Origin of the sequence: Streptomyces sp. LUP47B (genome assembly GCF_001746295.1) — a bacterium.
GTDB lineage: Bacteria > Actinomycetota > Actinomycetes > Streptomycetales > Streptomycetaceae > Streptomyces.
Genome location: NZ_MJAH01000009.1, coordinates 200,805 through 223,039 on the forward strand (window position 1 = coordinate 200,805; position 22,235 = coordinate 223,039).

The 22,235-nt window shown below is 69.5% G+C and carries 26 protein-coding genes and 4 tRNA genes; 22 read left to right on the forward strand and 8 right to left on the reverse strand.

Annotation, left to right across the window (positions count from 1 at the left end; all coding sequences use genetic code 11):
• Positions 1–21 precede the first annotated feature (21 nt).
• Positions 22–1,266 (reverse strand): APC family permease, encoded by a 1,245-nt coding sequence (locus BFN33_RS27170; RefSeq protein WP_069762789.1) that lies wholly within the window; start codon positions 1,264–1,266, stop codon positions 22–24.
• 211 nt (positions 1,267–1,477) lie between these two features.
• On the opposite strand from BFN33_RS27170, the gene BFN33_RS27175 reads away from it, so the two are divergent.
• The gene (locus BFN33_RS27175) at positions 1,478–1,744 is read left to right on the forward strand and encodes a GlsB/YeaQ/YmgE family stress response membrane protein (protein ID WP_069762790.1); all 267 of its coding nucleotides are present in this window, start codon (positions 1,478–1,480) and stop codon (positions 1,742–1,744) included.
• Between the two features lie 84 nt (positions 1,745–1,828).
• Here BFN33_RS27175 and BFN33_RS27180 read toward each other — a convergent pair whose 3' ends face one another.
• Entirely contained in the window at positions 1,829–2,317 is a 489-nt protein-coding gene (locus BFN33_RS27180) for a YajQ family cyclic di-GMP-binding protein (RefSeq protein WP_069762791.1), read from the reverse strand.
• 236 nt (positions 2,318–2,553) lie between these two features.
• On the opposite strand from BFN33_RS27180, the gene BFN33_RS27185 reads away from it, so the two are divergent.
• Both BFN33_RS27185 and BFN33_RS54590 read left to right on the forward strand, forming a co-directional pair.
• Positions 2,554–2,635 (forward strand) — tRNA-Tyr (locus tag BFN33_RS27185).
• 370 nt (positions 2,636–3,005) lie between these two features.
• Complete coding sequence (locus tag BFN33_RS54590) at positions 3,006–3,218, forward strand: hypothetical protein (RefSeq protein WP_079141031.1); 213 nt, start codon at positions 3,006–3,008, stop codon at positions 3,216–3,218.
• Positions 3,219–3,222: 4 nt separating this feature from the next.
• On the opposite strand, the gene BFN33_RS27190 is transcribed toward BFN33_RS54590, so the two are convergent.
• From BFN33_RS27190 to BFN33_RS27200, 3 genes are all read right to left on the reverse strand, one after another.
• Positions 3,223–3,420, reverse strand: coding sequence for a hypothetical protein (locus BFN33_RS27190; protein WP_069762792.1), 198 nt, complete (start codon positions 3,418–3,420; stop codon positions 3,223–3,225).
• 217 nt (positions 3,421–3,637) lie between these two features.
• Positions 3,638–4,294: an NAD(P)H-binding protein gene (locus BFN33_RS27195; RefSeq protein ID WP_069762914.1), complete on the reverse strand. Its 657-nt coding sequence runs from the start codon at positions 4,292–4,294 to the stop codon at positions 3,638–3,640.
• Between the two features lie 284 nt (positions 4,295–4,578).
• On the reverse strand, positions 4,579–5,865 hold the full coding sequence (locus tag BFN33_RS27200; RefSeq protein WP_069762793.1) for an amidohydrolase family protein: 1,287 nt from the start codon (positions 5,863–5,865) through the stop codon (positions 4,579–4,581).
• 263 nt (positions 5,866–6,128) lie between these two features.
• On the opposite strand from BFN33_RS27200, the gene BFN33_RS27205 reads away from it, so the two are divergent.
• The 8 genes from BFN33_RS27205 to BFN33_RS27240 all read left to right on the forward strand — a co-directional run bounded on the left by BFN33_RS27205 (position 6,129) and on the right by BFN33_RS27240 (position 11,465).
• Positions 6,129–6,201, forward strand: a tRNA-Thr gene (locus BFN33_RS27205).
• Positions 6,202–6,247: 46 nt separating this feature from the next.
• A tRNA-Met gene (locus tag BFN33_RS27210) sits at positions 6,248–6,320 on the forward strand.
• A 91-nt stretch (positions 6,321–6,411) separates the two neighbouring features.
• Complete coding sequence (gene rpmG, locus BFN33_RS27215; protein ID WP_003948671.1) at positions 6,412–6,576, forward strand: 50S ribosomal protein L33; 165 nt, start codon at positions 6,412–6,414, stop codon at positions 6,574–6,576.
• A gap of 102 nt (positions 6,577–6,678) precedes the next feature.
• Positions 6,679–7,131: a MaoC family dehydratase N-terminal domain-containing protein gene (locus tag BFN33_RS27220; RefSeq protein WP_069762794.1), complete on the forward strand. Its 453-nt coding sequence runs from the start codon at positions 6,679–6,681 to the stop codon at positions 7,129–7,131.
• A gap of 8 nt (positions 7,132–7,139) precedes the next feature.
• Positions 7,140–7,568, forward strand: coding sequence for a MaoC family dehydratase (locus BFN33_RS27225; RefSeq protein WP_069762915.1), 429 nt, complete (start codon positions 7,140–7,142; stop codon positions 7,566–7,568).
• A gap of 170 nt (positions 7,569–7,738) precedes the next feature.
• Entirely contained in the window at positions 7,739–8,308 is a 570-nt protein-coding gene (locus BFN33_RS27230) for a TetR/AcrR family transcriptional regulator (RefSeq protein ID WP_176742480.1), read from the forward strand.
• A gap of 85 nt (positions 8,309–8,393) precedes the next feature.
• Positions 8,394–9,842 (forward strand): MFS transporter, encoded by a 1,449-nt coding sequence (locus BFN33_RS27235; protein WP_069762795.1) that lies wholly within the window; start codon positions 8,394–8,396, stop codon positions 9,840–9,842.
• Between the two features lie 567 nt (positions 9,843–10,409).
• On the forward strand, positions 10,410–11,465 hold the full coding sequence (locus BFN33_RS27240) for a UDP-N-acetylmuramate dehydrogenase (RefSeq protein WP_069762796.1): 1,056 nt from the start codon (positions 10,410–10,412) through the stop codon (positions 11,463–11,465).
• Positions 11,466–11,484: 19 nt separating this feature from the next.
• Here BFN33_RS27240 and BFN33_RS27245 read toward each other — a convergent pair whose 3' ends face one another.
• Positions 11,485–12,117, reverse strand: a complete 633-nt coding sequence (locus tag BFN33_RS27245) for an NAD(P)-dependent oxidoreductase (RefSeq protein WP_069762797.1) — start codon at positions 12,115–12,117, stop codon at positions 11,485–11,487.
• Between the two features lie 119 nt (positions 12,118–12,236).
• Here BFN33_RS27245 and BFN33_RS27250 point away from each other — a divergent pair, with 119 nt between their 5' ends.
• Entirely contained in the window at positions 12,237–12,854 is a 618-nt protein-coding gene (locus BFN33_RS27250) for a TetR/AcrR family transcriptional regulator (protein WP_069762798.1), read from the forward strand.
• A gap of 36 nt (positions 12,855–12,890) precedes the next feature.
• Positions 12,891–13,559, forward strand: a complete 669-nt coding sequence (locus tag BFN33_RS27255) for a hypothetical protein (RefSeq protein WP_069762799.1) — start codon at positions 12,891–12,893, stop codon at positions 13,557–13,559.
• On the opposite strand, the gene BFN33_RS27260 is transcribed toward BFN33_RS27255, so the two are convergent.
• Together BFN33_RS27260 and BFN33_RS27265 are read right to left on the reverse strand one after the other, a co-directional pair.
• Positions 13,540–14,580, reverse strand: a complete 1,041-nt coding sequence (locus BFN33_RS27260) for an adenosine deaminase (protein ID WP_069762800.1) — start codon at positions 14,578–14,580, stop codon at positions 13,540–13,542. The genes BFN33_RS27255 and BFN33_RS27260 overlap by 20 nt on opposite strands.
• A gap of 111 nt (positions 14,581–14,691) precedes the next feature.
• A complete protein-coding gene (locus BFN33_RS27265) occupies positions 14,692–15,918 on the reverse strand; it encodes a pyridoxal phosphate-dependent aminotransferase (RefSeq protein ID WP_069762801.1) in 1,227 nt (408 codons plus the stop codon).
• Positions 15,919–16,166: 248 nt separating this feature from the next.
• Here BFN33_RS27265 and BFN33_RS27270 point away from each other — a divergent pair.
• The 9 genes from BFN33_RS27270 (at position 16,167) to rplL (ending at position 22,203) form a co-directional block, all read left to right on the forward strand.
• A tRNA-Trp gene (locus tag BFN33_RS27270) sits at positions 16,167–16,239 on the forward strand.
• A gap of 108 nt (positions 16,240–16,347) precedes the next feature.
• Complete coding sequence (gene secE, locus BFN33_RS27275; protein ID WP_057607929.1) at positions 16,348–16,632, forward strand: preprotein translocase subunit SecE; 285 nt, start codon at positions 16,348–16,350, stop codon at positions 16,630–16,632.
• An 80-nt stretch (positions 16,633–16,712) separates the two neighbouring features.
• Complete coding sequence (gene nusG, locus BFN33_RS27280; RefSeq protein WP_069762802.1) at positions 16,713–17,561, forward strand: transcription termination/antitermination protein NusG; 849 nt, start codon at positions 16,713–16,715, stop codon at positions 17,559–17,561.
• A gap of 178 nt (positions 17,562–17,739) precedes the next feature.
• Entirely contained in the window at positions 17,740–18,174 is a 435-nt protein-coding gene (gene rplK / locus BFN33_RS27285) for a 50S ribosomal protein L11 (RefSeq protein ID WP_069762803.1), read from the forward strand.
• 82 nt (positions 18,175–18,256) lie between these two features.
• The gene (rplA, locus tag BFN33_RS27290; protein WP_062047706.1) at positions 18,257–18,982 is read left to right on the forward strand and encodes a 50S ribosomal protein L1; all 726 of its coding nucleotides are present in this window, start codon (positions 18,257–18,259) and stop codon (positions 18,980–18,982) included.
• Between the two features lie 112 nt (positions 18,983–19,094).
• Positions 19,095–19,934 (forward strand): hypothetical protein, encoded by an 840-nt coding sequence (locus BFN33_RS27295; RefSeq protein WP_069762804.1) that lies wholly within the window; start codon positions 19,095–19,097, stop codon positions 19,932–19,934.
• Positions 19,935–20,024: 90 nt separating this feature from the next.
• Complete coding sequence (locus BFN33_RS27300) at positions 20,025–20,882, forward strand: DUF1396 domain-containing protein (protein ID WP_069762805.1); 858 nt, start codon at positions 20,025–20,027, stop codon at positions 20,880–20,882.
• Positions 20,883–21,165: 283 nt separating this feature from the next.
• Positions 21,166–21,696, forward strand: coding sequence for a 50S ribosomal protein L10 (gene rplJ / locus BFN33_RS27305; RefSeq protein WP_057607923.1), 531 nt, complete (start codon positions 21,166–21,168; stop codon positions 21,694–21,696).
• 126 nt (positions 21,697–21,822) lie between these two features.
• Positions 21,823–22,203, forward strand: coding sequence for a 50S ribosomal protein L7/L12 (gene rplL / locus BFN33_RS27310; protein ID WP_069762806.1), 381 nt, complete (start codon positions 21,823–21,825; stop codon positions 22,201–22,203).
• The last annotated feature ends 32 nt before the right edge of the window (positions 22,204–22,235 follow it).

Genomic DNA, 22,235 nt, shown 5'->3' on the forward strand with positions numbered 1-22,235 from the left:
TTGAGAGGGACGGCCACGGACCTACCGCCCTGCCCACCGCTTCCGTACGCCATACGCCACCACCCCGACCGCCAGCACCCCCGCGCCCGCGACCACCGAAACGCCGGGCAGCGCGAATGCCAGCACCACACAACCGAGCAACCCCACCACCGGTACCACCCGGGCCGCCGGAGCCGAACCGAGTGTCCACGCCGACGCGTTGGCCACCGCGTAGTACGCGAGCACACCGAAGGAGGAGAAACCGATCGCGCCCCGCACGTCGACCGTGGCGGCGAGGACCGCGACCACCGCGCCCACGGCCAGCTCGGCCCTGTACGGCACCTGGAAGCGAGGGTGGACGGCGGACAGCGCGCCCGGCAGATGCCGGTCCCGGGCCATGGCCAGCGTCGTTCGTGAGACGCCGAGAATCAGAGCGAGCAGCGAACCCAGCGCGGCCACGACGGCACCCACCCGCACCACCGGCACCAGCCTCGGCACCCCGGCCACTCGCACCGCCTCGGCCAGCGGCGCATCAGCACGGCCCAGAGCAGCAGCACCCAGTACGGAAAGGACAGCCACCGCCACAACCGCGTACACCACCAGCGTGATGCCCAGGGCCAGGGGGATCGCGCGGGGGATGGTGCGCGCGGGATCCCGCACCTCCTCACCGAGGGTCGCGATGCGCGCGTAGCCCGCGAACGCGAAGAACAGCAGACCGGCCGCCTGCAGCACCCCGCTCACACCGCCGGAGACCCCGGTGCCCAGCCGGCCGGCCTCCGAGGCCCCGGACCCAAGACAGACGACCACCACGGAAGCGAGGACAGCGAGGACCGCCGCCACGATCGCCCGGGTCAGCCAGGCGGACTTCTGGATCCCGCCGTAGTTCACCGCGGTCAGCGCCACCACGGCAGCGACGGCCACGGCATGGGCCTGCCCCGGCCAGACGTACGCACCCACCGTCAGCGCCATCGCCGCACAGGAGGCCGTCTTCCCGACCACGAACGACCAGCCCGCCAGATAACCCCAGAACGGCCCGAGCCGCTCCCGCCCGTACACATAGGTGCCACCCGAGGCCGGGTACAGAGCGGCCAGCCGCGCCGAGGACGTGGCGTTGCAGTAGGCGACCACGGCAGCGACCGCGAGCCCGAGCAGCAGCCCGGACCCGGCCGCGCGCGCCGCGGGGCCGAGGGCGGCGAAGATCCCGGCACCGATCATCGAGCCGAGACCGATGACGACGGCGTCGCCCGTGCCCAGCGTGCGCCGCAGTTCGGCACCGGAACCTGTCATGCGCCGCACCCTACTGATCTCTGCAACCGCAGGGTGCAGTACGGACGTCCTCTTCATCAACGGGACACGGACACCCGCACGAAGAGCACCGCACGCGAGTCGCACGAGCACGTCGTCCAACGCAAGCGCTCCAGCACACGCCCAGTCGGTCGGGACGTAGATCACAGACCACGGACAGTGCGGGCACAGCGCGGAAGGGCAGGTTCAGGGCATGAGCATCATCGGCTGGATCATCCTGGGGCTGTTGGCCGGAGCCATCGCCAAGTTCCTGCTGCCGGGCCGGGACCCGGGCGGCTTCATCGGGACGACCCTCATCGGAGTCGCGGGCGCGTTCATCGGCGGCTGGATATCGGCCCGTTGGCTGGACCACCCGGTCACCAAGAGCTTCTACGACGGGACGACCTGGGCCGCCGCGATCGGCGGTTCCCTCGTGCTGCTGATCGCCTACCGTCTCCTCTTCGGCAACTCGCGCGACTGACACCCCCGAACCGCAGCCAGCAGGCGAGAAGGGTGGGTGCCGGCCAGGCGCCCACCCTTCCTCGCGAATCGCTGAATCAGCGGCTCACCGGTAGTTCACGAACTGGATCGCGAAGTCGAAGTCCTTGCCCTTCAGCAGGGCGATGATGGCCTGCAGGTCGTCACGGCTCTTCGAGCTGACGCGCAGCTCGTCGCCCTGGACCTGGGCCTTCACGCCCTTCGGGCCCTCGTCACGGATGATCTTCGCGACCTTCTTCGCGTTGTCCTGGGAGATGCCCTCCTCGATCGACGCGAAGATCTTGTACTCCTTGCCGGAGAGCTGCGGCTCGCCCGCGTCGAGCGCCTTCAGGGAGATCCCACGCTTGATCAGCTTGGACTGAAAGACGTCGAGGACGGCATTGACCCGGTCCTCGGAGTTCGCCTCCATGAGGATCTTCTCGCCGGACCACGAGATCGAGGCACCCACGCCCTTGAAGTCGTAGCGCTGGGAGATCTCCTTGGCGGCCTGGTTGAGGGCGTTGTCGACCTCCTGCCGCTCGACCTTCGAGACGATGTCGAAACTGGAGTCGGCCATGTCCTGTGGCTCCTTGTATCGGGGTGCGTATCGGCGTGCGTACGGATGCGTATCGGCGTACGTGGGGGCGGGCGCCGAGCCCGGCGTGGACCCGGCCCGCATCCGCCCAAGCCTAGTCACCACATGCCCTCCGAGCGCAGATCAATCGGGTGGCGAAGCACCCCTCGGCATCGGGTATTGTTTACGTCGTTGCCACGGAGCACCGCCGAAAGACGGTTCGAAGGGCAGCAAACCCCGGCGGTGTGCCCGAGCGGCCAAAGGGAGCAGACTGTAAATCTGCCGGCTTAGCCTTCCCAGGTTCGAATCCTGGCGCCGCCACGCTGAGAGAGACCCCCTCCGACCTGCGGAAACGCAGAGTGGAGGGGGTTTCTTCGTTTCGCGATGTTCAGGCGCCCCATCGCGCGGCGGGGCCGGGTGATGTGTCTCACCGGCCTGTCGGTGGAGTCAGGACACGCGTCCATGTTGCTCACGCAGCGTTGCGTTGAGTGCATCGGTGCCTACCGCACGGCAGACTGCGCGGCGAAGAGATTCTCAGACGCGGTGCGGTACCCCTCCTCGGACGCGATTCCTCCCGCCAGCCCCCGGCAGCCGCCCGCCCTTGAGCTCCGCCCGCCTTCCCACGCGCCCCGCCAAGCCCAGCCGCCCGCTTGGGACGCACAAACGCCGCGCGTCCGGGCACACTGACTGCATGTCCAGTCGTCGCAGGCTCTGCCCCGAATGCCGTCGCGAGATTGCCGTCGTCGCCGGCCGCTTCGCCCGGCACGACCCGCCCGGAGCACGCGCGAGAGGTCAACTGGTCTCCTGCCCGGGTTCCCGCAGACAGGCGGAACTAGGAGCGGCGCAGCCGTCGTTGGACGGATACGTGCCACCCGTCGTCCCCGGCCAACTGCCCCTGTTCTGAGCGTTCAGCCACCTGACGACCTCGACACGGACCGCAACTCCGCTCTAGAGCCCGACCCCTCCCGCACCTCCATCCGCCTCACGGGCCCGTCCTCCCCGAACCAGTACACGTGCTCGACCGTCTCCCCGGCCCACCGCTCGCCCGACGCGTCGCGTACCCCGAGCCGTACGGTCACCACCACCGCCCCGGCGAGCTCGTCCACCCCAGCCCCTCCAGCCGTACGAGGGGATGCGGCCGGCGCGAACTGCCGTGCTCAGTACGCCCATACCGCCTCACGTCGTCGGCCGGCATGTTCGGTCAGTCCACGTTCGGGGCCAGACGGGGCGGTACGAAGGCGTCCCGCTCGTCCGTCGCGAAGACTTCCTGCATCCGCCGCGGCAACGCCTCTTGCGCCGCCGGCACCCCCGCGGCGGCCATCCTCAGTTGCCTGCCACCGACTTCACCGCGACCGAGACCGGCGTGGCACCGCTGATCAGCTCCAGCGTCAGCCCTGCCGTCGCCGGAGTGTCCAGCAACTCCGCCAGTACGGCGGCCACGTCGTCGCGCGGAATCGAGCCCCGGCCGGTGTGTGCCTCCAGGCGTACGAGGCCGTTGCCCGCGTCGTCCGTGAGCGCGCCGGGACGCAGAACCGTCCAGTCCAGGGCGTCCAAGCCGCTCACATGGGCGTCGGCCTCGCCCTTGGCGCGCAGGTAGACATCGAAGATCTCGTCACCCTCATGCCGTGGGTTCGCCCCCATGGACGACACGATCACGAAGCGCCGTACGCCCGCCAGGACCGCCGCGTCCGCGAACAGCACCGCCGCGGCCTTGTCCACCGTGTCCTTGCGGGCCACGCCGCTTCCCGGACCCGCGCCCGCCGCGAAAACCGCCGCGTCCGCGCCCCGCAGATGGGCGGCGACCTCCTCGACCGAGGCCGACTCCAGGTCCAGCAGGACCGGTTCGGCACCGACCTCCCGCAGGTCGTCGCCCTGTTCGGTGCGACGGATGATCCCCGCGACCTCGTCCCCGCGCGCGGCGAGCAGTCGCTCCAGCCGCAGCGCGATCTGACCATGACCACCAGCGATGACAATGCGCATGTCTTCGACCGTACGCCCGTCCAGGCCCATCTGCCGCGTAGGTCCGGTGACGCCTCAGCGGAGGCAGGGTGAGGTCAGGGTGAGGCCAAGGAGCGGCTGCTGGTCCGTCGTGGCTGGTAGCGCAGTTCCCCGCGCTCCGCAGGCCGTTGCATGCAGCGTCCGCCACAATGCGCCCCCACGCCGCCCACGCCGCCGCGCGCGCCACAACGCGCCCCAATGCACCCCCCATCCCAAGCACACCCACCACCCCCACGGAACCCTCAGCGCCCCACAGACACTCGCCCCTACGACACACTCCCCCGCCCCTGCCGAGGCAGCCCCGACTCCGTGGCCGCCGCCGAGTCGCAGTACTCCCGTACGAACTCCCGGACCGCGCTCGTCCGTGCCACCACGCGCCCTCGGTGCACCACGATCCGGCTGTACGCCAGGGAGAGCGCGCCGGCGAGGCGGTCGCCGCGTACCGCGAGCAACTCGGCCGGGAAGCCCGCCTCCACGCGGACCTCGGGCAACCCGAGCACGGTCCGCGCCGACGTGCTCACCGCGTCGTAGGCGTCTTCCGGCCGCAGCCCGTACCGGGAGGCGAGCAGGTACGCGGCCTCCAGGGGATCGCCGCGGCCCACCGGGTTGCAGGCGTCCCGCAGCGCGCCGCTGCCGGCGGCCACCCGGACTCCGGCCGCGCGCAGCAGCCGTACCGGAGCCGTGCCGCGCCGCCGGTCGACGCCCGCGCAGCCGCCCTGCGGCAGGCACACCACGGCGACTCCGGCCGCCCCGAGCTGGTCGGCGGTGCGGGAGACCACCTCGGCGGGGAGGCGGTCCAGGCCCGCGCAGGGGCCAAGGGTGACGCCGGGCCGCAGTCCGCCGGCCATGGCGGCGAGCCGGGCGAGCCGGGCCGGGTCGGTGGCGTCGGTGTGCAGGTCGACGGGGCAGCCGTGTTCCGAGGCGACCTCCAGGACCGCCTCCGCATAACCCGTCGGATCGGGGTCGAGATCCGGACAGCCGCCCACCACCGAGGCACCCATCTTCAGCGCGTCCCGCAACATGGCGAGCCCCTCGGCACCGGCCACCCCGGTCAGCACCCTGGGCATCGCCACGGTCGTCAACTCGGTGAGCCCGTGCAGCGACCGCCGCGCCTGCAGTACGGCTTCCAGTGCGCCCAGCCCCTGGACGTCCCCCACGCGCACGTGTGCCCTGAGCGCGGTCGCCCCGTGCCCGAGCTGGAGCAGGGCGGCCTCCGTGGCCCGGCGCTGGACGTCGTGGGGGTCGTGGGAGACCGGCCCCTCGGCGTCGGCCGACAGCGCGGTGTCGCCGTGGGCGTGCGGCTCGGCCGGGGCCGGCAGGAGCAGATAGCCGCTGAGGTCCACGCGCGCGCCGCACGCGCGCGTGCCGCCCACGGCCAGGCTGCCGGCCGTACCGACCGCCTCGATGCGCCCGCCGCTCAGCCGTACGTCCACGGTCCTGCCGTCGGTGAGCCGCGCCCCGGACAACAGGAGACCGGCCCCCTCGGAACGGCCCGACGACGAGGCACCCGACGAGGACGAGGAGTGGGGCGGCTGCGGCTGGCTGTCGGGCATCGCGCTCCAGGGGCTCGGGACTACGCAAGCTCAGGACTGCGCGAACCCGGGCTGCGCAAGGGGACGCAAGATCACGCAGAGTGAGTCGAGCCTAGGGTGGCCGCACGCCCCTGACGTGGAGGAGCGCAATAGTCGTACCGGCGTGGTCCGCCGTACCTGAGAGGCGGTTGAGGCCTCCGGGAACCGCGTGGATCAAGGCGTCCAGGGCGGCGCGAAACGGATTTGGGCGAACGGCGGCGGAGCGTGTAATGTCTTCATCGCTCGCCCCAATAGCTCAGTCGGTAGAGCGTCTCCATGGTAAGGAGAAGGTCTACGGTTCGATTCCGTATTGGGGCTCTGGTGTGAGAGGTTCCCGCTGCGAGGCGGGAACCGATCGCATCACAGCGGTGTAGCTCAGTCGGTAGAGCAAGCGGCTCATAATCGCTGTGTCACCGGTTCAAGTCCGGTCACCGCTACTGACAGTAGCCGATTGCGGGGTCGGTCCTTCGATCGGCTACTCTTTTATGCGTTGAACCCTGTCCCATCCGTTCGTCAAGGAGCACTCACGTGGCTGCCACCGACGTCCGCCCGAAGATCACGCTGGCCTGCGTGGAGTGCAAGGAGCGGAACTACATCACCAAGAAGAACCGGCGTAACAACCCGGACCGACTGGAGATGAAGAAGCACTGCCCGCGTTGCAACGCGCACACCGCGCACCGCGAAACGCGATAAATCAGGCTCGTATGTGAGGCCGTCCCCGAGAGATCGGGGGCGGCCTCACGTCGTTGAAGGACCCGATACCGGTCAGTAGAGCAACCAGGAGGTGCCGAGCCCATGGCGCTCGACCAGTCCTTCGTGGGGCGGACCTATCCGCCCACCGACCCGTATGAGGTGGGGCGGGAGAAGATCCGCGAGTTCGCCGAGGCCGTGGGGGACTCCAACCCCGCGTACACGGACCCGGAGGCGGCCAAGGCGCTCGGCCATCCCGACGTCGTCGCTCCGCCGACCTTCGTGTTCTCGATCACCTTCAAGGCCGCGGGACAGGTGGTGCAGGACCCGCAGCTCGGCCTGGACTACAGCCGGGTGGTGCACGGCGACCAGAAGTTCGCCTACGTCCGCCCCGTGCGCGCCGGTGACCGTCTGACCGTCACCTCCACCATCGAGGCGATCAGGTCCATGGCCGGCAACGACATCCTGGACATCCGCGGCGAGGTCCACGACGAGGCCGGCGAGCGCGTCGTGACCGCCTGGACCAAGCTCGTCGCGCGCGCGGCCGAGGAGGCGTGAGGAAGAAGATGACGGCGAAGATCGCATACGGCGACGTCGAGGTCGGCACCGAACTGCCGGCCCAGACCTTCACCGTGACCCGCGCCACCCTCGTCCAGTACGCGGGCGCCTCCGGGGATTTCAACCCCATCCACTGGAACGAGAAGTTCGCCAAGGAGGTCGGGCTGCCGGACGTCATCGCGCACGGCATGTTCACCATGGCCGAGGCGATCCGCGTGGTGACGGACTGGGTCGGCGACCCGGCGGCCGTCGCCGAGTACGGCGTCCGCTTCACCAAGCCCGTCGTCGTGCCCAACGACGACCAGGGCGCCACGATCGAGGTCAGCGGCAAGATCGCCGCCAAGCTCGACGACAACACGGTCCGCGTGGACCTCACGGCCACCAGCGCGGGGCAGAAGGTGCTGGGGATGTCGCGGGCGGTCGTACGACTGGCCTGAGGGGCGGGTACGGCTGCTGAGGTAAGGGGCGCTCTCCATGGTGGGGCGCCCCTTACGGAGTTCTGGCCCCCTGCCTGCGACAACGCTCGGTGACGGCGGGACGTTCCGCAACGAGTGGCCGGTAGGGCGGACGTCTTGCCAAGTTAGTGATTGAGTACTAACTTAGGCGCATGGCCAGGATGAGTGCAGAAGAGCGACGCGAGAGCGTCATCCGTGAGGCGACGGCCGAGTTCGCCCGCGGTGGCTACCACGGCACGTCGACCGAGGCGATCGCCAAGCGGGTCGGGGTGTCGCAGCCGTACCTCTTCCGGCTCTTCCCTGGCAAGAAGGCGATCTTCCTGGCGGCGGCCGAGCGCTGCGTGGAGGACACTATCCGCACCTTCCGGGAAGCCTCCGAGGGCCTGGAGGGTGAAGAGGCTCTGCATGCCATGGCGGACGCGTACACCAAGGTCATCGCGGAGCGGCCCGAGTGGCTGATGATGCAGATGCAGATGTACGTCGCGGTGGGGGCTGCCGAGCAGGACGGTGACACCGAGTTCGGGGAAGCGGTGCGGGCCGGCTGGATGCGGCTGTGGGACACCGTCCATCTGCCGCTCGGCGCCGACGCCAACGAGACGACGACCTTCCTGGCGTACGGGATGCTCATCAACTGCCTGACGGCGATGGGCTTTCCGCCCGGACACCGGGTCTGGGAGGGCATGTACCCGTCGGCACGACTCAAAGGCCGACTGGAGCACTGAGCACAACGAGGCGTCATGAGCGCCTTTTCATGATCGAGAAACTTAGTAATCAATAACTAATCACCGATCACCCGCTGGGGGAGCGATGTCACAGCAGAAGCAAGCCACACCGACCACAGGCCGCGGGGGAGCAGTCTGGGCTCTCGTCATCACCAGCGTCGCCGGCTTCATGGCGGCCCTCGACAACCTCGTCGTCACCACCGCCCTGCCGTCCATCCGCGAGGACCTCGGCGGGGGGCTGCACGACCTGGAGTGGACGGTGAGCGCGTACACACTCACCTTCGCCGTCCTGCTCATGACCGGCGCGGCACTCGGGGACCGCTTCGGCCGGCGACGCCTCTTCCTGACCGGCCTCACGATCTTCACCGGCGCGTCGGCCGCCGCGGCACTGGCCCCCGGCATCGACTCCCTCATCGCCGCCCGCGCGGTCCAGGGCGTGGGGGCGGCGATCATGATGCCCCTCACGCTCACCCTCCTCACGGCGGCCGTGCCCGCCGCCAAGCGCGGGATGGCGTACGGCATCTGGGGCGCCGTCAACGGACTCGCGGTGGCCTCCGGCCCACTGATCGGCGGCAGCCTCACCGAGCACATCTCCTGGCAGTGGATCTTCTGGCTGAACGTCCCGCTCGGCGTCGTCCTGTTGCCCCTCGCCCGCCTGCGCCTCGCCGAGTCCCACGGCACCGGCGCGCGCCTCGACATCCCCGGCACACTGCTCGCCAGCGGCGGTCTCTTCGGCATCGTGTACGGCCTGGTCCGCGGCCCGTCCGACGGCTGGACCGACTCCGTGGTCCTGCTGGCCCTGTTCGCCGGGGCCGCGCTGCTCACCGCGTTCGTCCTCTACAGCACCCGGGCCAAGAACCCCATGCTCCCCATGCGGCTGTTCCGCTCCCGGGCCTTCTCCGGGATCAACGCGGCCAGTCTGCTGATGTTCCTGGGGATGTTCGGCTCGATCTTCCTGCTCAGCCAGTACATGCAGGGGGTGCTCGGCTACTCGCCCACCGAGGCGGGGCTGCGGATGCTGCCCTGGACCGGCATGCCGATGCTCGTCGCACCGATCGCCGGGATCCTCTCCGACCGCATCGGGGGCCGGCCGGTCGTGGCCACGGGTCTCTTCTTCCAGGCGGCGGGTCTCGCGTACATGGCGTCCGTGGTCACGGTCGACGCGTCCTACTCCGCGCAGCTCCCCGGCCTCATCCTCAGCGGCATCGGCATGGCGCTGTTCTTCGCCCCCGCGTCCAACCTGGTCATGTCAAGTGTCCGGTCCGAGGAACAGGGCATCGCTTCCGGGGCCAACAACGCGCTGCGTGAGGTGGGCGGAGCGCTGGGGATCGCGGTCATGGCGTCGATCTTCTCTGCGCAGGGTGGATACGAGAGCGGACAGTCCTTCGTGGACGGCCTGCGACCGGCGCTGGTCACGGGCGCGGCGGTGGTGGCCGTCGCCGGGGTCGCGGCTCTGCTGATCCCTTCGCGGAAGAGGGCCGCGGTGGTGGCGTCCTCCGAGCGGGCGCGATCACTGGAGACGGTGTCCGGCTGAACGCTTGCGCCGGGCTTGGGCGGGGCGCCTACGGGGGTGCCTCGCCCGGTCCTCGTGCGTCTACCGGCCGATGGGGGCTGGTCGCGCAGTTCCCCGCGCCCCTAAGGAGTTGCAGTCACCCGCACCAGGACGGACCGTCAACCACCTCGACGGACCGTTGGCCGCACCGCGCGCCACCACGGACCGTTGGCCGTACCGCGCGCCACGACGGACCGTTGGCCGCACCGCGCGCCACCACGGATCGTTCGCCGTACCGGGCGCCACGACCGGCCGGTGGCCGCGTACGGCGCGCAGGGGACGGGGTGGGGGGTGTCCGCCCGCAGCGGCCGGCGTCCGTCACCGAGCACTGTTGAAGCAGCCGAACCGCCGGACCGAGGACGGACACCCCCCACCCCGGCCCCGACCCACCACACACCCGCACGCGCTACAAAGGCCCCCACCGGACAGAAACAGGCCGCCGCAGGCACCCAGGGGCGCGGGGAACTGCGCAAAAACGCCCGCCCCCACAGACCCGCACCCGAACCGGCACCCCGCCCACCCGCCGGAGCCCCCCGTAGGCTGTACCGCGTGCAGGAACGACACGACGCCCCCCTCGCCCCCCTGACCACCTTCCGTCTCGGCGGCCCCGCCACAAGGCTCGTCACCGCGACGACCGACGCCGAAGTGATCGAGGTCGTCCGTGAGGCCGACTCCACCGGCACGCCGCTCCTCGTGATCGGCGGCGGGTCCAACCTCGTCATCGGCGACAAGGGGTTCGAGGGCACCGCACTCGTCATCGCCACCAAGGGATTCGAGCTGACCGGCACCCACCTGGAACTCGCCGCCGGCGAAGTGTGGACCGACGCGGTCACCCGCACCGTGGACGCCGGACTCGCCGGTGTCGAGTGCCTCGCCGGCATCCCCGGTTCCGCGGGCGCCACCCCCATCCAGAACGTCGGCGCCTACGGCCAGGAGGTGTCCTCCACCATCACCGAGGTCATCGCCTACGACCGCCGCACCGGCGAAACCGTCACCCTCGCCAACGACGACTGCGCCTTCTCGTACCGCCACAGCCGCTTCAAGGAAGACCCCGCCCGCTACGTCGTCCTGCGCGTCCGCTTCGACCTGGAAGACGCCGACGGCCTCTCCGCGCCGATCAAGTACGCCGAGACCGCCCGCGCCCTGGGCGTGGAACCCGGCGACCGCGTCCCCCTCACCGACGCCCGCGCCACCGTCCTGAAGCTGCGCGCGGGCAAGGGCATGGTCCTGGACCCCGACGACCACGACACCTGGTCGGCAGGCTCCTTCTTCACCAACCCCATCCTCACCGCCACCCAGTTCGCGGAGTTCCACGCGCGCGTGAAGCACCGCCTCGGCGAGAACGCCGAACCCCCCGCCTACCCCGCGGGCGAGGGCCACACCAAGACCTCCGCGGCCTGGCTGATCGACAAGGCCGGCTTCACCAAGGGCTACGGCACCGGCCCCGCCCGCATCTCCACCAAGCACACCCTCGCCCTCACCAACCGGGGCGACGCCACCACCGAGGACCTCCTCACACTGGCCCGGGAGGTCGTGGCGGGCGTACGGGACACCTTCGGGATCACGCTGGTCAACGAACCGGTGACGGTGGGCGTAAGCCTGTAGCCGACCAGGCCCGAAAGGGTCAGTACGCCACGCCAACCCCCTGCTTCACGACCCCCGCATCCCCCACCATCCCGAGCATCGCGTGCGCCACATCCGCCCGCGAGATGAACCGCCCCCGAGCCGGAAACCCCCCGGCCACCACCCGGTACACCCCGGTCACGGGCTTGTCCTGAAGCCGCGGCGGACGCACGACCGTCCAGTCGGTGCCACTCGCCGCCAGCTCCGCCTCCATCTCGCTCAGGTCGGCGTAGACGTCCTTCAGCACGGCGGACACGAGCCCCCGCATCCAACGGTCCACCACCCCCTCCTTCACCGGCGCGGGCCCGACCGGCCCCGCGCTGACGGCCAGCACCCGCCGGACCTGCTCCGCCTCCATCGCGGCCAGCACCACGCGGGTCAGCCGCGCCGCGACCCCGGCGTCCTTGCGGGCGCGCGGCCCGAGCCCGGACAGCACCGCGTCCCGCCCGGCCACGGCGGGCCGCAGCACCTCCGGGTCGGTGAGGTCCGCACGGACCACCTCAAGCCGCTCGCCCGTGACGGTCAGCCGGGCCGGATCCCGTACGACGGCCGTGACGTCATGACCCGCCGCCAGGCCCTGCCGGACGAGCTCGCGCCCGATGCCCCCGGTGGCGCCGAAAACCGTGAGTTTCATGGGTACTCCTGTACTCGAAGGAGGTGGGTGAGTATTCACTCACCGGTGCCTCCCTCTAGAGTGGGTAAGTACTCACCCACCCGTCAAGCCCGCCACCCGACCCAAGGGAACCGAACAGCATGGAGCCCCAGCGCGGCCCGGCCCGCGTCCGCATCCTCGACGCCGCCCATGAGCTGATGCTCACCGTGGGGCTGGCGCGTGCCACGACCAAGGAGATCGCCAAGGCGGCCGGCTGCTCCGAGGCGGCGCTGTACAAGTACTTCGCCAGCAAGGAGGAAGTGTTCATCCGCGTCCTCGCGGAACGCCTCCCGAAACTGGCCCCCCTGCTGCACGCCCTCGCCGCCGAGCCCGGCCGCCACACCCTGGAGGAGAACCTCACCGAGATCGCCCACCAGGCCGCCCTCTTCTACGAACAGAGCTTTCCGATCGCCGCCTCGCTGTATGCCGAGACCCAGCTCAAGCGGCGCCACGACGACGCGATGCGCGAGATGGAGTCCGGCCCGCACAAGCCGATCGAGTGGCTCGACGCCTACCTCAAGGCCGAGCAGTCCATCGGCCGCGTCGGCCCCGCCGCCGACACCTTCGCCGCGGCCTCCCTGCTCCTGGGCGCCTGCGCGCAACGGGCGTTCGCCTACGACGCCACACAGGACGGCGTACGGCCGCCGGTGAAGGAGTTCGCCGCCCGGCTGGCCCGGACCCTGCTGGGCGGAATCTCGGTGGCCGGGGAATCGGCGTGACTGCCACGCTGGGCCCATGACGACCAGGACCCCCGCATGCGGCTGAGGCTCACGGAGTTCAGACCCCGCACCGGCTCGCATGCACACCGTGTCGTCCAGCCCCGCCACACCCTGCGTCACACGTCGCTGACCGCACCGGAACCGATCGGCCTGCTCCTCGGCGACCACGACGGACTCAACCGGCTCGCCGGCCTGTTCTCCTTCGCCGCCTACTCACGCCACACGATCGTCCACGTGCCGCTGCGGGACGGGATCCCGCCGGACGAGGGCTCGGGGGAGCGCGTCGACCTCGTCCTCGCACACCACTCGTACGGGCTGCGCCCCAGCAAGTGGCCCGAACTGCGGCGCACCCTCAAGGCCGGCGCCCCCCTGTCCGTACGCACCGACGAGGCCCGTACGCACAAGGACGCCGACGCCTGGAGGCAACGACATACGCACGCGGACTTCCGGGACGACCTGCGCCACGCCACGCATGCGCGCACGCTCTTCCTGTTCGGCAGCCGGGACGCCTTCGCCCGGGCGGCCGTGAACTTCGCCTACGCCGCGGGCTGGGGACCACGCCAGAAGGGCGTCGCCAAAGGGCGCTCGGCCATGGTGACCGGGATCTGGCTGAAGGACGAGCCCGGCGGCGGGCACCCCCGCGAGGTCCTGATCTGCTTCAAGCCCTACCCGCCCTACGCCCACTTCAAGAGACCGGGTGACTGAGCCAGTCGTCCACTCCCGACAGCAGCTTGGCCTTCATGTCCTCCGGTGCCGCCGAAGCCCGTACCGACTGGCGGGCCAGTTCCGCGAGCTCCGCGTCCGAGAAGCCGTGATACCGCCGGGCGATCTCGTACTGCGCGGCCAGCCGGGACCCGAACAGCAGCGGGTCGTCGGCGCCCAGCGCCATCGGCACCCCGGCCTCGAACAGCTTCCGCAGCGGCACGTCCTCATGCTTCTCGTACACACCGAGCGCCACATTGGAGGCCGGGCACACCTCGCACGTCACCTGCCGGTCCGCCAGCCGCTTCAGCAGCCGCGGGTCGTCCGCCGCGCGCACCCCGTGCCCGATCCGGTTCGCGTCCAGGTCGTCGAGACAGTCCCGTACCGACGACGGTCCGGCCAGCTCGCCACCGTGCGGCGCCGACAGCAGCCCGCCCTCGCGCGCGATGTTGAAGGCCCGGTCGAAGTCCCGTGCCATGCCCCGGCGTTCGTCGTTCGACAGGCCGAAGCCGACCACGCCCTTGTCCGCGTACCGCACCGCCAGCCGGGCCAGCGTGCGGGCGTCCAGGGGGTGCTTCATCCGGTTCGCGGCGACCAGCACCCGCATCCCGAGCCCGGTCTCCCGCGAGGTCGTCTCCACCGCGTCCAGGATGATCTCCAGCGCCGGGATCAGCCCGCCGAGCCGGGGCGCGTACGACGTCGGGTCGACCTGGATCTCCAGCCACCCCGAGCCGTCGCGCACATCCTCCTCCGCGGCCTCCCGCACCAGCCGCCGGATGTCCTCGGGCTCGCGCAGACACGAGCGGGCCGCGTCGTAGAGCCGCTGGAAACGGAACCAGCCCCGCTCGTCCGTCGCCCGCAGCTTCGGCGGTTCCCCGCTGGTCAGTGCTTCGGTCAGCGCCTCGGGCAGCCGCACGCCGTACTTGTCGGCCAGTTCCAGAACCGTCGCCGGGCGCATCGACCCGGTGAAGTGCAGGTGCAGATGGGCTTTCGGCAGCTCAGAGACATCACGTACACGCTCCATTCGAGGATCCTGCCGTACGCCACGGGTGTCCCGGTACCGCTTTCCCCTTTAGTGGTCTTGCTCGCACAAAAAAGCACCCCCTCATGTGAGGGGGTGCTTTTTCACGGGGGCTCAGTCCTGCGCCTCCGCCAGCAGCTTCTGGATCCGCGAGACGCCCTCGACGAGATCCTCGTCACCCAGGGCGTACGACAGCCGCAGATAGCCCGGCGTGCCGAAGGCCTCGCCCGGGACGACCGCGACCTCGGCCTCCTCCAGGATCAGCGCGGCCAGCTCGACCGTGTCCTGCGGGCGCTTGCCGCGGATCTCCTTGCCGAGCAGGGCCTTGACCGACGGGTAGGCGTAGAAGGCGCCCTCGGGCTCCGGGCAGAGCACGCCGTCGATCTCGTTGAGCATCCGCACGATGGTCTTGCGGCGGCGGTCGAAGGCCGTGCGCATCTCCGCGACCGCGTCGAGGTTGCCGGACACCGCGGCGAGGGCCGCGACCTGGGCGACGTTCGACACGTTGGACGTGGCGTGCGACTGGAGGTTGGTCGCGGCCTTGACGACGTCCTTGGGACCGATGATCCAGCCCACGCGCCAGCCCGTCATGGCGTACGTCTTCGCGACACCGTTGACGACGACGCACTTGTCGCGCAGCTCGGGCAGGAGCGCGGGCAGCGAGGTGAACTTCGCGTCGCCGTAGACGAGGTGCTCGTAGATCTCGTCGGTCAGCACCCACAGGCCGTGCTCGACCGCCCAGCGGCCGATCGCCTCGGCGTCGCTCTCGCTGTAGACGGCGCCGGTCGGGTTGGAGGGGGAGACGAAGAGCACGACCTTCGTCTTCTCGGTGCGGGCCGCCTCCAGCTGCTCGACGGAGACCCGGTAGCCGGTCGTCTCGTCGGCGACGACCTCCACCGGGACACCGCCGGCCAGCCGGATCGACTCCGGGTACGTCGTCCAGTACGGCGCCGGGACGATGACCTCGTCGCCCGGGTCGAGGATCGCGGCGAAGGCCTCGTAGATCGCCTGCTTGCCGCCGTTGGTCACCAGGATCTGGGACGCGTCGACCTCGTAGCCGGAGTCACGCAGCGTCTTCGCGGCGATCGCGGCCTTCAGCTCGGGAAGGCCGCCGGCCGGGGTGTAGCGGTGGTACTTGGGGTTCGAGCAGGCCTCGATGGCGGCCTGGACGATGTAGTCCGGGGTCGTGAAGTCCGGTTCACCGGCGCCGAAGCCGATCACCGGACGCCCGGCGGCCTTCAGGGCCTTGGCCTTGGCATCCACTGCGAGAGTGGCGGATTCGGAGATCGCGCCGACTCGGGCGGAGACCCGGCGCTCGGTGGGAGGGGTTGCAGCGCTCATGGGGCCCATCGTTTCAGACCGGAAACTCCCCCGGCACGCGGGTTTCACAGACTGAACAACTGCTGAACAACCGTCCGGATTCGCCTCCCACGCTGGGCGATCTTCCGTCCCCAAGGCCCCTACGGGCGCTTTCTGTTCGACGAGGGCCCGCGGACCACGTACACTCTCACCTCGTTGGCCTTCAGCAGCCCACCCAGCCGGTGCACACCGAGCACCCGGTCGGATGCGGTACGTTGGGTGGCGCACAAAGGGTCGTAGCTCAATTGGTAGAGCACCGGTCTCCAAAACCGGCGGTTGGGGGTTCAAGTCCCTCCGGCCCTGCTACACACACCTTCGCCAGGATGTGTGCGCATGTACGTACAGCAATGCACCGCCGTGCGGCTCCAACCGGGCGCGGCACGGCCACGACCCGGGAACAGGTGAGGACGAATGGCGGACGCCGTGGGCTCCATTGATACGCCTGATGCCCAGGATGAGGCGCCGGAGTCCAAGAAGACCCGCAAGGGCGGCAAGCGTGCCAAGAAGGGCCCGCTGAAGCGCCTCGCGCTCTTTTACCGGCAGATCGTCGCAGAGCTCCGCAAGGTCGTCTGGCCGTCGCGGAACCAGCTGACGACGTACACGACCGTGGTGATCGTCTTCGTCCTCGTCATGATCGGCCTGGTGACCGTGATTGACTATGGACTCAACCACGCCGCCAAGTACGTATTCGGCTGAGCACAGAGCGAAGGGCGCCGAGGTTACCGGCGCCCCTTTTCGCATGTTCCACCCCAAGTATCCAGGAAGAAGCAGCCACCGTGTCTGACCAGAACCTGAACGACGCCATCGAGCCCGACGAGTCTGTCGACGACGAGCTCGACATCGTCGAGGGCGCGGACGAGGACCTGGACGAGGTCGAGGCTGCCGACGCCGAGGCGGGCGAGCCCGCCGAGGAATCCGCCCTCCACGTCGAGGACGAGTCCGGCGGTGACGTCGAGGCCGTCGAGGACGAGGACGCAGAAGAGGCCGAGGAAGAGCCGGCCGAGCCGGTCGACCCCGTCGCCGCCCTGCGCGAGGAACTGCGGACCCTTCCCGGCGAGTGGTACGTCATCCACACCTACGCCGGTTACGAGAACCGCGTGAAGACCAACCTCGAGCAGCGTGCCGTCTCGCTGAACGTCGAGGACTTCATCTTCCAGGCCGAGGTGCCGCAGGAAGAGGTCGCGCAGATCAAGAACGGCGAGCGCAAGACCATCCGCCAGAACAAGCTCCCCGGCTACGTGCTGGTGCGCATGGACCTGACGAACGAGTCCTGGGGCGTCGTCCGCAACACCCCCGGCGTCACCGGCTTCGTGGGCAACGCCTACGACCCGTACCCGCTGACCCTGGACGAGATCGTCAAGATGCTCGCCCCGGAGGCCGAGGAGAAGGCCGCCCGCGAGGCCGCCGAAGCCGAGGGCAAGCCGGCTCCGGCCCGCAAGGTCGAGGTCCAGGTGCTGGACTTCGAGGTCGGCGACTCGGTCACCGTCACCGACGGCCCCTTCGCCACCCTCCAGGCCACGATCAACGAGATCAACGCCGACTCGAAGAAGGTCAAGGGCCTCGTCGAGATCTTCGGCCGCGAGACCCCGGTCGAGCTGAGCTTCGACCAGATCCAGAAGAACTGAGGTTCTGCGGACCGCATGCTTCCGAGCAGGTCAGACAGGCTTTCGCAGCCCGTCTGACCTGCTCGGTTTTTGGCCGCGCATCTATACCCGCTATCGTTGTGCGGTATGCCTGCGTCCGGAGTGGCTTCCCGGCTCACCGAACGCAGGCAGGACCCGAATCGAAAGGACCCGGAGAGCTATGCCTCCCAAGAAGAAGAAGGTCACGGGGCTCATCAAGCTCCAGATCCAGGCCGGTGCCGCCAACCCGGCTCCGCCGGTCGGCCCCGCGCTGGGTCAGCACGGCGTCAACATCATGGAGTTCTGCAAGGCGTACAACGCCGCGACCGAGTCGCAGCGTGGCTGGGTGATCCCGGTGGAGATCACGGTCTACGAGGACCGCTCCTTCACCTTCATCACCAAGACGCCGCCGGCCGCCAGGATGATCCTCAAGGCCGCGGGCGTGGAGAAGGGCTCCGGCGAGCCGCACAAGACCAAGGTCGCCAAGATCACCCAGGCGCAGGTCCGCGAGATCGCCACCACCAAGATGCCCGACCTCAACGCCAACGACCTGGACGCCGCCGCGAAGATCATCGCCGGTACCGCGCGTTCCATGGGCGTCACGGTCGAGGGCTGAGCCCCACCCCCCGTACAAAGCAGAAGTGGCAGGGCCTGCTCGGCCCGTACCACGACTCCTTTCAAAACACACAGGAGCAGTTGTGAGCAAGCGCAGCAAGGCCCTTCGCGCTGCGGACGAGAAGATCGACCGGGAGAAGCTGTACGCCCCGCTCGAGGCCGTCCGTCTCGCCAAGGAGACCTCCACGTCCAAGTTCGACGGCACCGTCGAGGTCGCCTTCCGTCTGGGTGTCGACCCGCGCAAGGCCGACCAGATGGTCCGTGGCACCGTGAACCTCCCGCACGGCACCGGTAAGACCGCCCGGGTCCTGGTCTTCGCGACCGGTGACCGTGCCGAGGCCGCTCGTGCCGCGGGCGCCGACATCGTCGGCGCCGACGAGCTCATCGACGAGGTGTCGAAGGGCCGTCTGGACTTCGACGCCGTCGTCGCCACCCCGGACCTCATGGGCAAGGTCGGCCGCCTCGGCCGCGTGCTCGGTCCCCGTGGTCTCATGCCGAACCCCAAGACCGGCACCGTCACCCCCGATGTCACCAAGGCTGTCAACGACATCAAGGGCGGCAAGATCGAGTTCCGCGTCGACAAGCACTCGAACCTGCACTTCATCATCGGCAAGACGTCGTTCGACGACACCAAGCTGGTGGAGAACTACGGCGCGGCGCTGGAGGAGATCCTCCGTCTGAAGCCGTCCGCCGCCAAGGGTCGTTACATCCGGAAGGCCGCCATCAGCACCACGATGGGCCCCGGCATTCCGCTCGACTCCAACCGCACCCGCAACCTCCTCGTCGAGGAGGACCCGGCCGCGGTCTGAGACACCGGCAGGTTCCCGGGCCCCGCACCTTTCCAGGTGCGGGGCCCGTTCCCATGTGCGGGCGCTGTGCTCTGGGTTAGCGTGCGAGCAGGGCACCTGCACAGGGGGACGCATGAAGAGGACGACGGTCTGGGTCACGACAGCCGCCGCGCTGACGGGACTGGCCGCCTGCACGTCCTCGGGCCCCTCCGACGAGCCGGAGGACAAGCGCAGCGCCGCGGCCCCCGCCGCCCTCCCGGCCCTGCGCACCGCCGAGCGCTCCACCGAGCGGGCGGAGACGGCCCGGGTGAGGTCCACCACCGTGATGGGCGCCCAGCTGTCCCTCACCGCCGACGGCGTCCTCGCCTGGCGCGACGGCCTCTCCGGCAACCTCACCATCGACTACACCGGCGGCACCGCGGCCGAGACGATGCGCGACCTCGGCGTCACCTCCATGGAGGCCCGCTACCTCTCCGACGCCTACTACGCCCGCATGGGCGACACCTTCGCCGCGAAAATGGGCGGCAAGCACTGGCTCAGGTACGCCTACGACGACCTGAAGACCCTCGGCGGCGGCGCCGACCTCGCCGACCAGATGCGCTCCACCACCCCCAACCAGTCGGTGAGGCTGCTGCTGGACTCCGGGGACGTGCGCGAGCTCGGCCGGGAGACCGTGGACGGCCAGACCGCCACGCACTACGCCGGCACCGTGCGGGTCGGGGACGTCACCGACACCGAGCTCCGGCGGCGCCTCCAGGACGCCGACGCCACCGCCGAGACCGTCGACATCTGGATCAACGAGAAGAACCTCCTGGTCAAGAAGGTCGAGAAGACCAGCACGACGAACGGCCGGGTGACCCAGACCGCCCACTACAGCGACTACGGCGTCGAGGTCGCCGTACGGAAGCCGCCGGCCGCCGACACCGAGGACTTCACGTCCCTCCTGTCACAGTCGAGCACCAACCCCACCTGAGCCGCGGGGAATTCACCGACCCCTCGCGTCCCTCTCGGATAAGCTCGCGGTCTTGCTGTGAATCGGCCATGTGTTCCTTGGGGGGAATCAATGAGCATTTCTGTACGACGTTCCGTGCGCCGTAGGACGATCGGTGCCGGGCTCGCCGCCGTGGGCCTCGCCGCGGGTGCGGTGAGCTGTTCCAAGGGCGGCGAGGAGTCGCCGGAGATGACGCCCGCGGCCGCGGTGGCCAAGGCGGCGAAGAACACGGAGGACATCACCTCCTTCCACTACCGCATGAAGGGCAAGCTCCCCGAGCAGGGGCGCATCGAGGCCGAGGCCTCCATGCGGACCAAGCCCGACATCGCGATGACGATGAAGATGACCGCGCCCGACCAGGGCCCGGACGGCAGCGCCGAGATCCGGCTCGTCGACAAGGCCATGTACATCGGCGGGAACGCCGAGATGGCCAAGGAGATGGACGGCAAGAGCTGGATCAAGTTCGACCTGTCCGCGCTCGGCGACAAGGCCCTCGGCGGGACCGCGCCCGGCGCCGGCCAGGCCGACCAGAACCCGGCCGCCGAGTCCACCTTCCTCACCGGCGCCAAGGACGTGAAGAAGGTCGGCACCGAGACCGTCGACGGCGTCAAGACGACCCACTACTCGGGCGACGTCACCCTCGACGAACTCAAGGCCTCCTTCAAGGACCAGAGCAAGGCCACCCGCGAGATGCGGGAGAAGAGCCTCCAGCAGTACGAGAAGCTGGGCGTCGACAAGTTCACGATGGACACGTGGATCGACGGCGAGAACCACACCAAGCAGTTCCGCATGAAGGGCGACGCCACCAAGGGCCCGCTCGACATGACCATCACCTTCCTCGACTACAACAAGCCCGTGACCGTCACGGCTCCGCCCGCGAAGGACACCGCGGACCTGGCCGAGATGATGAAGGGACTTCAGGACGGCTGAGCGTCGTAGGACCGGATTTGCTTGACAGGGATCCGGTCACGTACGCTCCTACAGAAGCCAAAGACCGCTGGTCGTTGCTGTGTTCTCGCAAGAGGGTGCAGTGGCCGAAGGATCCGCTGAACCGCGGACGACCCGCGCAGGTGAATGTGGAAGTCGCTCCTGGACCACATGCATTACGTATGTGATGCCGGTCGAGCTACGCCCCGTGCGCCTGCGCCGGGGCGTTTCGTTTGTTCAGCCCCTTCTGAGCGGTCCTCATCACCCGGAAGGAGGCCGACGCTCTATGGCAAGGCCCGACAAGGCTGCCGCGGTAGCCGAGCTGACGGAGCAGTTCCGCAGCTCGAACGCCGCCGTGCTGACCGAGTACCGGGGTCTCACCGTGGCGCAGCTCAAGACGCTGCGTCGTTCGCTCGGTGAGAACGCCCAGTACGCCGTGGTGAAGAACACGCTGACCAAGATTGCGGCCAACGAGGCCGGGATCACGACGCTCGACGACCTGTTCAACGGTCCGACGGCGGTCGCCTTCGTCACCGGTGACCCGGTGGAGTCGGCCAAGGGTCTTCGTGACTTCGCCAAGGACAACCCGAACCTCGTCATCAAGGGCGGTGTCCTTGACGGCAAGGCGCTGTCCGCCGACGAGATCAAGAAGCTTGCGGACCTCGAGTCCCGCGAGGTTCTGCTCGCCAAGCTGGCGGGCGCCTTCAAGGGCAAGCAGACTCAGGCTGCTCAGGTCTTCCAGGCGCTCCCGTCGAAGCTCGTCCGCACCGTGGACGCGCTTCGTGCCAAGCAGGGCGAGCAGGGCGGTGCCGAGTAACTCGGCTCCCGAAATGATCGCTGCCTGAGGCGTCCCGCCTGAGGTGACGGTCGTCGCGGGCCGAACGTACGCCCGCCAGACATGTACATACCGGCACCAGCCGAATTAGTGGAAGGATCGCCCATCATGGCGAAGCTCAGCCAGGAAGACCTGCTCGCGCAGTTCGAGGAGATGACCCTCATCGAGCTCTCCGAGTTCGTGAAGGCCTTCGAGGAGAAGTTCGACGTCACCGCCGCCGCCGCGGTTGCCGCCGCCCCCGCCGGCCCGGCCGCCGTTGCCGAGGCCCCGGAGGAGCAGGACGAGTTCGACGTCATCCTCACCGGCGCCGGCGAGAAGAAGATCCAGGTCATCAAGGTCGTGCGTGAGCTGACCTCCCTGGGTCTGAAGGAGGCCAAGGACCTCGTGGACGGCGCCCCGAAGCCCGTTCTCGAGAAGGTCGCCAAGGACGCCGCCGAGAAGGCCGCCGAGTCCCTCAAGGGCGCCGGCGCCTCCGTCGAGGTCAAGTAACACCTCTCACAGGTCCCGCTGGATCTGTAACG

Excerpts from the sequence above, each read along its gene's own strand:
- BFN33_RS27245 (WP_069762797.1), bottom strand. The coding sequence starts at position 12,117 with ATGAAACTCACGGTTTTCGGCGCCACCGGGGGCATCGGGCGCGAGCTC.
- BFN33_RS27170 (WP_069762789.1), bottom strand. The coding sequence starts at position 1,266 with ATGACAGGTTCCGGTGCCGAACTGCGGCGCACGCTGGGCACGGGCGAC.
- BFN33_RS27230 (WP_176742480.1), top strand. The coding sequence starts at position 7,739 with ATGGCCAGGATGAGTGCAGAAGAGCGACGCGAGAGCGTCATCCGTGAG.
- BFN33_RS54590 (WP_079141031.1), top strand. The coding sequence starts at position 3,006 with ATGTCCAGTCGTCGCAGGCTCTGCCCCGAATGCCGTCGCGAGATTGCC.
- BFN33_RS27200 (WP_069762793.1), bottom strand. The coding sequence starts at position 5,865 with ATGCCCGACAGCCAGCCGCAGCCGCCCCACTCCTCGTCCTCGTCGGGT.
- BFN33_RS27300 (WP_069762805.1), top strand. The coding sequence starts at position 20,025 with ATGAGCATTTCTGTACGACGTTCCGTGCGCCGTAGGACGATCGGTGCC.
- BFN33_RS27195 (WP_069762914.1), bottom strand. The coding sequence starts at position 4,294 with ATGCGCATTGTCATCGCTGGTGGTCATGGTCAGATCGCGCTGCGGCTG.
- rplK (WP_069762803.1), top strand. The coding sequence starts at position 17,740 with ATGCCTCCCAAGAAGAAGAAGGTCACGGGGCTCATCAAGCTCCAGATC.
- rplJ (WP_057607923.1), top strand. The coding sequence starts at position 21,166 with ATGGCAAGGCCCGACAAGGCTGCCGCGGTAGCCGAGCTGACGGAGCAG.
- rplL (WP_069762806.1), top strand. The coding sequence starts at position 21,823 with ATGGCGAAGCTCAGCCAGGAAGACCTGCTCGCGCAGTTCGAGGAGATG.
- BFN33_RS27235 (WP_069762795.1), top strand. The coding sequence starts at position 8,394 with ATGTCACAGCAGAAGCAAGCCACACCGACCACAGGCCGCGGGGGAGCA.
- BFN33_RS27220 (WP_069762794.1), top strand. The coding sequence starts at position 6,679 with ATGGCGCTCGACCAGTCCTTCGTGGGGCGGACCTATCCGCCCACCGAC.
- BFN33_RS27265 (WP_069762801.1), bottom strand. The coding sequence starts at position 15,918 with ATGAGCGCTGCAACCCCTCCCACCGAGCGCCGGGTCTCCGCCCGAGTC.
- BFN33_RS27260 (WP_069762800.1), bottom strand. The coding sequence starts at position 14,580 with ATGGAGCGTGTACGTGATGTCTCTGAGCTGCCGAAAGCCCATCTGCAC.
- BFN33_RS27295 (WP_069762804.1), top strand. The coding sequence starts at position 19,095 with ATGAAGAGGACGACGGTCTGGGTCACGACAGCCGCCGCGCTGACGGGA.
- secE (WP_057607929.1), top strand. The coding sequence starts at position 16,348 with ATGGCGGACGCCGTGGGCTCCATTGATACGCCTGATGCCCAGGATGAG.
- BFN33_RS27255 (WP_069762799.1), top strand. The coding sequence starts at position 12,891 with ATGCGGCTGAGGCTCACGGAGTTCAGACCCCGCACCGGCTCGCATGCA.
- BFN33_RS27225 (WP_069762915.1), top strand. The coding sequence starts at position 7,140 with ATGACGGCGAAGATCGCATACGGCGACGTCGAGGTCGGCACCGAACTG.
- BFN33_RS27180 (WP_069762791.1), bottom strand. The coding sequence starts at position 2,317 with ATGGCCGACTCCAGTTTCGACATCGTCTCGAAGGTCGAGCGGCAGGAG.
- BFN33_RS27175 (WP_069762790.1), top strand. The coding sequence starts at position 1,478 with ATGAGCATCATCGGCTGGATCATCCTGGGGCTGTTGGCCGGAGCCATC.
- BFN33_RS27250 (WP_069762798.1), top strand. The coding sequence starts at position 12,237 with ATGGAGCCCCAGCGCGGCCCGGCCCGCGTCCGCATCCTCGACGCCGCC.